10 protein-coding genes and 1 pseudogene are annotated in these 9,545 nt (G+C 38.2%); 6 read left to right on the top strand and 5 right to left on the bottom strand.

Translation table 11 applies throughout. The features are described from left to right. Window positions 1–113 precede the first annotated feature (113 nt). Window positions 114–682, bottom strand: a pseudogene (locus DB41_RS13020) (PIN domain-containing protein). Beyond that, window positions 683–1,153 (bottom strand): helix-turn-helix domain-containing protein, encoded by a 471-nt coding sequence (locus DB41_RS07810; protein WP_039386129.1) that lies wholly within the window; start codon window positions 1,151–1,153, stop codon window positions 683–685. A 443-nt stretch (window positions 1,154–1,596) separates the two neighbouring features. On the opposite strand from DB41_RS07810, the gene DB41_RS07805 reads away from it, so the two are divergent. Both DB41_RS07805 and DB41_RS07800 read left to right on the top strand, forming a co-directional pair. Beyond that, window positions 1,597–1,860 carry a helix-turn-helix domain-containing protein gene (locus DB41_RS07805; protein ID WP_039386128.1) on the top strand — a complete coding sequence of 88 codons (264 nt, stop codon included), beginning with the start codon at window positions 1,597–1,599 and terminating at the stop codon, window positions 1,858–1,860. Window positions 1,861–2,018: 158 nt separating this feature from the next. Continuing rightward, window positions 2,019–2,435 (top strand): hypothetical protein, encoded by a 417-nt coding sequence (locus DB41_RS07800; protein ID WP_039386127.1) that lies wholly within the window; start codon window positions 2,019–2,021, stop codon window positions 2,433–2,435. A 263-nt stretch (window positions 2,436–2,698) separates the two neighbouring features. On the opposite strand, the gene DB41_RS07795 is transcribed toward DB41_RS07800, so the two are convergent. Genes DB41_RS07795 through DB41_RS07785 form a run of 3 tightly spaced genes read right to left on the bottom strand, consistent with a single transcriptional unit; the run spans window position 2,699 to window position 4,725 of the window. Beyond that, window positions 2,699–2,977 carry a translation initiation factor gene (locus DB41_RS07795; protein WP_052244020.1) on the bottom strand — a complete coding sequence of 93 codons (279 nt, stop codon included), beginning with the start codon at window positions 2,975–2,977 and terminating at the stop codon, window positions 2,699–2,701. A 40-nt stretch (window positions 2,978–3,017) separates the two neighbouring features. Next, entirely contained in the window at window positions 3,018–3,800 is a 783-nt protein-coding gene (locus DB41_RS07790) for an ABC transporter permease (RefSeq protein ID WP_039386125.1), read from the bottom strand. Further along, window positions 3,790–4,725 carry an ABC transporter ATP-binding protein gene (locus tag DB41_RS07785; protein ID WP_052244019.1) on the bottom strand — a complete coding sequence of 312 codons (936 nt, stop codon included), beginning with the start codon at window positions 4,723–4,725 and terminating at the stop codon, window positions 3,790–3,792. The genes DB41_RS07790 and DB41_RS07785 overlap by 11 nt, the downstream gene beginning before the upstream one ends. A gap of 214 nt (window positions 4,726–4,939) precedes the next feature. On the opposite strand from DB41_RS07785, the gene DB41_RS07780 reads away from it, so the two are divergent. From DB41_RS07780 to DB41_RS07760, 4 genes are all read left to right on the top strand, one after another. Beyond that, window positions 4,940–6,097, top strand: a complete 1,158-nt coding sequence (locus DB41_RS07780; RefSeq protein WP_039386124.1) for an ABC transporter permease — start codon at window positions 4,940–4,942, stop codon at window positions 6,095–6,097. A gap of 8 nt (window positions 6,098–6,105) precedes the next feature. Continuing rightward, window positions 6,106–6,792 (top strand): ABC transporter ATP-binding protein, encoded by a 687-nt coding sequence (locus DB41_RS07775; RefSeq protein ID WP_042242691.1) that lies wholly within the window; start codon window positions 6,106–6,108, stop codon window positions 6,790–6,792. Window positions 6,793–7,025: 233 nt separating this feature from the next. Then, window positions 7,026–8,099 (top strand): HlyD family secretion protein, encoded by a 1,074-nt coding sequence (locus DB41_RS07765; RefSeq protein ID WP_039386121.1) that lies wholly within the window; start codon window positions 7,026–7,028, stop codon window positions 8,097–8,099. Next, a partial coding sequence (locus DB41_RS07760; protein ID WP_039386120.1) for an efflux transporter outer membrane subunit occupies window positions 8,092–9,545 on the top strand: 1,454 nt, incomplete at its 3' end. The genes DB41_RS07765 and DB41_RS07760, both read left to right, overlap by 8 nt.

Genomic DNA, 9,545 nt, shown 5'->3' with positions numbered 1-9,545 from the left:
TTTAATCCATTCCTCAGATAGAGCCTGCCAAGGAAAAGCTTTCCTGTGTACTTGGCTTACCTCTAAAATGTCCTCCGAATCCATCGGTCTAATTTGCATATGCAGTTGCGTCATCAAATAAGCCATTCATAATCTTTTAAATAAGCAACCGTTTGTGGGAGTGATTGCTTCTCCAGTATAGCTAAGTATTCTTCAGAACTTTTTGGAGGTTTTTTCAAGCTTAATCTGGTTTCTTGCACTGCTTTCATAACTTTGCTGGGACTAAAAATCGATTAGATGCCTTAGAAATTCGTCAGGGTGCTGAGCATCAATCCCATATTTGGCAACAGCTGATGGAGGAAAATCCGATAAATTATAGGTCACAATAGTTTGTGCGTTTGCTTTGATGGCTGCTTAATACATGTCGATCATCTGGGTCTGGTAGCTTCAAACTGCCAATCAGCTCTTCATAGTCAAAGACTAAACAATCTTTGACATGTAAGTCCATTTTGGCTCGTGTCATTTCCAGACGCTCTTTAGTCAAGTCCGATCGATTTTTTAAAAGGCTGCGCATCCATTCGCAATGAATATCTTTTGTCCATTTCGCTTGATAAAGATCTGTTAATGCGAATCGCATCAGAAGATCTCTTAGAGGAGCTGGATACAAGACGCATGAGTCATAAATCACGATAAAGCTAGCCATTTAATATCCCATATCCAGGTTTTGTGCTTCTTCAGCCAACTCATCTAGAGTTTTACGACGTGCTGCGTCAATTTTAGCTTTATAATCCATTAAATCTTGGAACAGAATTCGGCGCCTTGTCCCTACCTTACGAAAGGGAATTTTTTTTTCTTCTAGAAGTCGAATCAGATAGGGGCGTGAAACGTTAAGTAAATCTGCAGCTTCTTGGGTTGTAAGTTCCGCATGCACAGGAATTAACGTGATTGCATTTCCTTCTGCCATTTGAGTGAGCACTGTCATCAACAGCTTAAAGGCTGAAAAAGGCAAGGTAACCGAACTTTGTTGATAATTATCAGTTTCAAGTAGGATTTTAACGGTTTTTCCTTTCTGCAAGTCCATGGAAGAAAGGATACGGCTAGAAGCTCGAGCTAATTCTACCTCGCTTTCGCTAGGCATAATAGGCTCAGGTAAGTGAAAAGATTGCGTGACCATAAATACTCCTATTAGGGTCTTCTATTCTTAGAATAACACTTATTCGAAATATTCGCAATGTAAGAAATAATCGAAACGAGATTAGCAGTAAGGTCTTGGATGGTAAAGCTTTTTGGTTTTTTCGGACCACGCTAAGTGAGGGAGGGTCTTGCTATTGAGTAATGTGTATTACATTAGTTCTATTTATATTAGGGAGATAAAGGAGAGCAACTTTTCTTTAAGTTCCCATCAATACTAGTAAATCCTCTCTGACCTTAGAAGGAACCTCTCCAGGGCGAAGAAGCCGAACATCTAAGAAGGCTTGAAGTTCATAAAGCTGTTTCATTCCCTCGATGAATTGGTTCTAGAACGTTCCGGTGCTGGGTATATCCTAGGATACTTCTCTAATATGAGGTAAGAATCAAATCAGAGGATTATTATGGCTAAAAAAATTTTATCTACCTATGAAAGGCTTGCTCCAAGACCCAGCTCGTAAGAAAAGAATTAATGAAGAATACCAAGAGCTTCTATTATCTGAGTTGATCATTGCTTTAATAGAGGAAGATCATATTTCTGTTAGAAAGCTTGCCAAAGTAGCAGGATTATCACCTTCTATCATTCAAGACATTCGATCAGGCAAGAAGGATCACCTAACGCTTAAATCCTTTGCAAATATCATTTCTATTTTGGGATATTCTATTGTATTGGAAAAATCGCAGGCTGATTAACGTTCACCAAGAAAGTTATGTGCTCCTAATTTAAGGAAGCAACGGGTGAAGCACATCTCCATCATGGTAATTAAAAAGCTTGGAAATATTATTTAAACCCTATAAATTATAACATCTTTGGCTATGCTTTACCTTAAAATTGATTTAGGAGTTATTTTATGATTGCTAGAAGTTCATATCCAATACTTGACGAAGCTTTTTGTGCTATTCAAGGCTTTGCTGGAGCTCATCTTGTAAATGCCATTAAAGGTGCAAAGATTCTTAATCCTGCCACTGCAGCTATATGTTTTGCTGGTATTGCTTTAACAGAAAAGGCTATTTATAAATTAAGCAAGCGTATTGTTCCTGGATCTACAGGATTTTTAGGTCCGATCCCTAGCGGAGCTAAAAATATCGTATCTTATGGTTTAGCTACCTATACAACATTTAAAATTATGGAATTAGCGGGTTTAATTTTATCGATACCTAAAGGAATCGTAGTTATAGGTGCTTACTGCTCAGCAGCTTTGGTAATAGGTGGTATTGCAACTATTATAAACCAGCATTCTAAATCTTTTGATGAACGTCTACAATAGCATATTGCATCTACCCCCTGGACTCTTTACCCATGCAGCTTAAGGTGGTTTGTAGCCTATGCCTTAAGTCATCGGTTACTAGGGGCCTTCCCTAATCTCTTATACAGCATCTATGACCCGTCGTTGGCTTGTCAAAGTTCGTGGCGCACAATCATCAGCATAACTTTTTAAGCCCTAGGTTCTTCCTATTTTTAAATTTACTTTCATTTTATCTAAAGCGTAAGCTTTAGCACCTTCTTTCATTCAAAGAATAAAAGAATTTTTTAAGAAGATTTAATGCCATATTCCTCTAAAATTTTTCTAACTTTGCTGACGTTATCTCCTTGGATTTCAATATCTGTATCCTTGACTGCACCTCCGCACCCAAGCTTTTTTTTGAGATGAGAGGCTAGATGAACAAGCTCGTTAGAAAGCATATTTAAATTTAAAATAGTTGTTATAATATTTTTACCTCTTTTGACTAAACGGATCTTTACGCCTTTCGGAGGCTTTGAAGAAGTTGGTTTGCTGGGTACCCATTGTCCTTCAATTGTAAAAGGCATATTTCCTCTTTAAATCAGTGTTAGATCTAGGTAAAAGCTTTTATTCTAAGCGCCCTAAACCCTTTTGGCGGCTCTTTTCAAACATCCATTTAAAAAGAAAAATAGAAAATGTTAGGTAGATAGCGTTCAAAGTTAAGCTATAAAAAAGGTAGATATAAGGGAAGGGTTTTTCATCTAAAATGCTTCGCATGCCCTCGAAAATATAGGTGGAGGGCAGGAGCCAGGATATTTTCTGGGCCCATGCGGGCAAGATATTTACAGGATAAAATACAGCACTGAAAGGCGCAAATAGAAAACCGATCATCCAAGCCAACATTTCGACTTGATGGCCCCAGTAAATAATAATACTGGCGGCAACAAAGCCGAGGGTCCATCCAAACATAAGTAGCAAGATAGCAAAAGGAATAAATGGCCATCCCACGGTAAATACGTTTAATGTATAAAGTAAGTAGACTGTAACTGCTCCAAAGGCTACTGTTAAAATTAGCTTGCATAAGCAGAGTAATATCGTTCCTATTATCCATTCACAAATCTTTAAGGGAGTAGAAAAAAGGTTAACTAAGTTGCGATTCCAGAACTCTTGAAGAATATTTATAGAAATATCCACCGATCCACGCCAGGTCACTTGCCAAAAGATTAAAGCTGTCATAAGCACCAAAGGAAGATTGGCTACATGATTTTGATGTTGTATCCACCGTGAGGTTAAGCCCCAGAGAAGAATATCTACAAGAGGCCAGTAAAAGATATCGGATAGCTGGTTGGGTCCTTTAATCGCATTATAATAATAACGAAAGAAAACACCTTTGATTCTACTAAAGTTCATTGTTCTTCTTGGCTATATGGTGAAAGAAATCATCGAGAGAAGGCTCTTTTATTTTAATAGTGGCATAGTTTACTCCTTCTTTACTTAAAGTATGCAGAAAAGCAGGAATTTTATCTTCTTCGATGAGAATTTCGATATTTCGATGATCAACACTATATTTAAAACCAGCATTTGCAGCTACTGCTATGGTACGATTAAGGCCTGCATGTACGCATAATTTAACGTGAACGGCTGAAATGCTTTTAGCTAATTTTTCGGGAAGATCGTCAGCAATGATTTTACCCTCTTTAAGGAAAATTGTACGATCACAAACTTCCATGACTTCTTCCATTTTATGAGAGGAAAAAAGGATAGAAAGCCCCTTTTTATCTCTTTGTTCGAGAAGAAAAGAACAGATGTCGCTTGCTATATCAGGATCTAACGAGGCAGTAGGTTCATCTAAAAGCACTACCTGAGGATCAGTAAAAAAAGCTTTAACTAGCATGAGCCGAGTGACTTGCCCCGCAGATAATGAAGCTACCCGCTGATTCCTCTTCCCAAGGATTCCAAAGCGTTCTAAGAGGGGATCAAATTTTATAGCACTTTCCTTTCGGGTAAGACCATAGAGTAGACCAAAGACTTCTAGGTTTTCTTTAACGGTTAGAATCCAAGGAAGACTGGTGTAGGTGCTGGCAAACGAAACCTTCTCAAGAATTTCTGAACGAGTTTGAGCAAAGTCTTGTTGGAAATAAAAAATAGCTCCCGAAGTGTAGGCCAGTGTACCCAAAAGCATTTGAATTGTAGTCGTCTTGCCTGATCCATTAGGTCCTAGCAACCCTAAAATTTCTCCTTTTTTTAAATCAAAAGAGATTTTATCAATCGCTGTAAAAGGAATTTTTCCAGGGTAAATCTTTGTAAGATTTTGAACAGAAAGAACATTAATCATATAAGCTTTTTTATTCCCTCACATTAACTAGGATAATAACTTATATCACTCTTTAGGCTTTTCCCTCAATAGAGAGCAAAGCTTCGATTTTTTTAAAATGATTGCTTGCTAAAGATTATAATTTTTTTTATATAGGATAAGTTTGCTATGTTTGCTGTAAGTCGAGTGCTTTTTTTTCAAGCGCTAATTTTAAAATATCTTAGAGATTCTTATCATGCTCGTAGTAGCTTTTAAAATGCTAATAGGAGATAAAGCTAAATTTTTAGGTCTTATATTTGGCATTTTTCTTTCCAGTTTTCTGATTTGCCAGCAATCGGCTATTTTTTTAGGGCTAGTGGAACGTTCCTATCGACTCATCACAGACATACCTACCCCAGAAATTTGGGTGATGGATCCAGGAACTGAGCATATAGATAAAATACGCGAAATGTCTGACAGCCAAATAGATAAGGTTAGAAGTGTTCCCGGAATCCTTTGGGCAGCCCCGTTGTCGATGACCTATTTACCTTTAAAGCTTTCTAATGGGTTGTTCCATGAAGCTCAAGTGGTGGCAATCGATCAAAATTCTCTGTTAGGTGCTCCTCAACATATGGTTAAAGGGGTGGTGGAAAGCCTGCGACACGAGGGAGGCATTATTTTAGACCAACATGCTGTTCAAAAAGCTTTAGTGACTGATGGGGCCGATGGTAAACCTTCTTATCTTAAGCTAGGGGATACTTTGGAAGTAGCTGATCAGTACGTTGTCGTTGTGGGCATCGCTCAATTAACCTTAGGCTTTTATCCTCAACCAATTATGTATATGGCCTATCAGCAGTATAAAAATCTAACGCCTTTTAAAAATCGTCATTTAGGTTTCATATTGGCCAGAGTACAGCCTGGAGAAAATGTTGAAAAAGTGGTTCAACATATAAAAGATCAAACTGGGCTTTCAGCTTTTACTCGAGAAGGATTTAAGTGGCGTTCCATCTGGTATTTCTTAGGTACAGGCGTGTTGATTAATTTTGGAACCACAGTCCTTTCAGGTTTTTTGCTAGGCATTGCTATTGTAGGTATTATGTTTTATATGTTAACGATTGACTCTTTGCCCTTTTTTGCCATGCTCCGTGCTCTGGGCGCCACCCCGCTTACCATAGCTCAGATGATATATTTCCAAGCTTTGGTCGCAGGAATCATAGGCTTTGGGCTAGGATTAGGGGCTGCAACTTTAGCAGGTCAAATGATTATCTTGTCGCAAGGTACGATTGCATTTCTATTTCCCCCCTTAATTTTATTGCTTGCAGCTTTTACGATCGTTTCAATTAACTTATTGGCAGCCCGGATATGTATCCGCAGAGTTTTGAAAGAAGATCCTAAAATTGTAATGAGCAAATAGACAAAAATATGGCACAAGAAATAGCTGTTAGATGTCAAGATGTAGTAAAAAGTTATGGCACTGCTAAGATGCAACAGATGGTCCTAAAATACTTGACCGTTGACTTTTTTAGTGGCCAGTTAGCTTTTTTAATGGGCCCTTCAGGATGTGGCAAAACAACCTTTCTTTCTATCATAAGCACCATATTAAAAGAAGACAAAGGAAGGATCCAAATCTTTGGAAAAAATACTCGCGATTTGAATGAGGAAGAGAAAACTAAGTTCAGATGCGAAAATATTGGGTTTCTTTTTCAAAATTTTTATTTAATGCCCTCTTTAACTTGCATTGAAAATATTGAATTACCTCTTTTATTACAGAATAAGTCTAAACAAGAAGCAAGAAATCGTGCCTATGAAGCTCTAGCAGATATAGGTATTGCTCCTTTAGCCAATCGATGGCCTCAGGAGCTTTCAGGAGGCCAACAGCAGCGGATAGCTTTAGCTAGAGCTCTTATCCATCAGCCTCAATTAATCATTTGCGATGAGCCTACGAGTTCTTTGGACCATGCAAACGGATTAATCGTGATGAATTTATTAAAGACGCATGCCTTAAAATCAAAAAATGCAGTGATTGTAGCTACCCATGATAAAAGAATATTAGAGTACGCTGATCGCATCATAGAATTAAATGATGGAATAATCGAGAAAATCTATTAATTTTTTTAAGATTTTTTAAGGGAGAATGAGAAGGTTTTTTAATTTCTTCTCACTTATAGCAAAAAGCCACTCTCGAGCAAGCTGCGGAGCTTTACAAAGAAGATGAGCTAAAAAATAAAAAAGGTTGTTTAAAGACTGGTGATAGCCTCTATGAAGATAAAAAAAAGGAGCTGTTTTTTTATAAACCTTAAAAAGGGCCAAATAATAAGATTATTTAAAAGCATGGCAAGGGGATGAACCAAAAACGAAAATATTTCATAGTTTTAGCTTTATTTGCTTTTATAGGGCTTTTAGCAGCTAACTGGATGGTCTTTTTTAAAAAAGAGACTAAAATTCATTACTTAGAAGATCCTTATTTACATTTTATTGCCAGAAAAAATGCTATATTTGGTATGGGCATAGTCATTCCAAGAAGCGAAGAGGTCGCTATCCGAGCTTCTAATGAGCGAAGAATTGATAAGGTTTTTGTTAATGAAGGTGATAAAGTAAGTCTAGGTGATCCTCTGCTTCAATTAGAAAATAAAGAATTGCTTCATGAGATGGCAGCAAGCGAAGCAGCTTTAGCAAAGGCAAAGACGCAATTAGAGCGCTTACGAGCTCTTCCTAGAAGTGAAAACCTAACATCTCAGCAAGCTCTTCTCCATCAGTCTAAAGTAGAACTAGATGAAGCCGAAAGGCAACAACGATTAGCTCAAGATCTCCTAGCTAAGCAGGCGATAAGCCCAGGAGAACTTAATCAAAAGAATTATCTTGTAGAGGTAGAAAGAGCCAAATATAGCTATCTAATGGCTCAACTTCAGCAATTGAAGGCAGGCGCTTGGCAACCTGATTTGGATGCAGCAAACTTTGAGGTGGCGTATCAAAAGGCTCTTTTAGAGCTTTCTCGCCAGAAGTTAGATGATACTTTAATAAGAGCTCCGTTAGAGGCCACGGTATTAAAGGTTAACATTCATGCGGGTGAGTTAGCTCAAGCCTCTAAAGCAGAACCTTTGATGATTTTAGGGGATATTGAAGAGTGTTTTGTAGAGGTGTCGGTTAATGAAGATGAAATCTCTTATCTTAGGCCTTACCAAGAGGCAATAGGTTTTTTTAGAGGAGAAAATCATAAGCCTATCCCTTTAAGTTTTGTAAAAATTAAGCCTCTGATGGTTCCTAAGAAAAATCTTACGGGCTCAATTATGGAACGTATAGACACGCGAGTAGTGCAGCTCATTTATCGCTTTAAAACCCCACAAAAATGTTTTTTTGTCGGTCAAGTAATGGATGTTTTTATACCAGATTCTAGAAATGACACCCACCATGAATAAGTTTTTTTACCTCAGCCTAGCATTAATAGCGATGAGTGGTATCTATACTAGCTGCCAGAGGATAGGCCCTGCTTATAAAAATCCTCAAATAAGGCTGCCTGATCAATGGGAGATAGGGCAGGATCAGACCTTACTTAAGCAAGTGCCTTCAGTGGTCCAAGAAGAGGATGAGTTACCTAACTGGTGGGCAGCGTTTCACGATGCGGTGCTTGAGAGATTAATCAATAGAGCTTTAGAAAATAATCCTGAAGTTCATATTGCTTATCAGCGCCTCCAAGAATATCAAGCTTTATTGCTAGAATCTAGAGCGAATTATTTCCCTATGGTTCATATGGGTATGGGTCATACCAACGCAGTCTCTCCAGCAGATGGGATTCTTTTTCAGCAACCAAGCTTGATCAATTACTTAAAAACCCAAAATGTCAAAAACCAAAGACGTTATGATTTCTTTCATCTAGGCCCTATGGTTTCCTGGGAAATTGATTTGTTCGGAAGGATTCGCAGTGAAAATTTGGCAAGAAAAGCAGAACTTGGGGCTTCCCATGAGAATTTGATGGCTATTCAACTTTCAATTACAGCAGAGATCTCAAAAGCATATCTTCGATTAAGAAGCATTCAACATCAATTGTTAGCAGAGGAAACCTATCAGCAAATTCTGCAAGCACGAGCCAATCTTTTAAAGGAACGATTAGTACTTAATCATTCCACTTTAGACTCAATCGCCCAGGTTGAAATAAAAATTTGTGAAAGTAAAAATGCCATCTTACAGTTTAAGAAATATTTCGAGCAATATAAACACCGATTACTTACTTTGATGGGGGAGACCTTATGGCCTCTTGAGGAAAATCTTTTATGCTACGCCCCTATGCCTCAACCTAAGGTTCCGTTAGCTTTAGGGGTGCCTTCTGATTTATTGCACCAGCGCCCCGACATACGTCAGGCAGATCGCGAGCTAGCTGCTGCGACTTATCGTATTGGAAGAGTAATGGCCGAAGCTCTACCTCATTTTGCCTTAATAGGGAGTATTGGGGGAATGAGTAAGCAGCTAGCAGATATTTTAAGTTTTAAAAATTTGTATTGGCTATACGAGCCTTTAACCTCTTTTCCTCTATTCGATGCAGGCAAAAATAAAGCCAGTGTAAATGTCTATAAAGCACGCGCCAAAGTGGCTTTTTCCCATTATCATCAAAAGCTTTTAAATGCTGTGGAAGAGGTTCAGCTTGCTTTACATTCGCTGCAAAGTGAAGAAAAGCGGTTGGCAGAGAATAAAAATATCTATTCATATGCTGCTAGTTCTTTAAAGAGAGCGCATCTTCTTTACCAGCAGGGCATAGGTGATCTCGTTGCCTTTAATCTAGCAGAGGACGAGGCTCATCGGCGGAAGATGCAATGGCTTGTAGCAGAAGAAGAATATGCCTTAAGTTATGTGACTTTATGCAAAGCCTT

It is taken from the genome of Neochlamydia sp. TUME1, assembly GCF_000813645.1.
GTDB lineage: Bacteria > Chlamydiota > Chlamydiia > Chlamydiales > Parachlamydiaceae > Neochlamydia.
The sequence above is the reverse complement of the archived record's forward strand: the minus strand, read 5'-3'. Positions and strand labels throughout refer to the sequence as shown.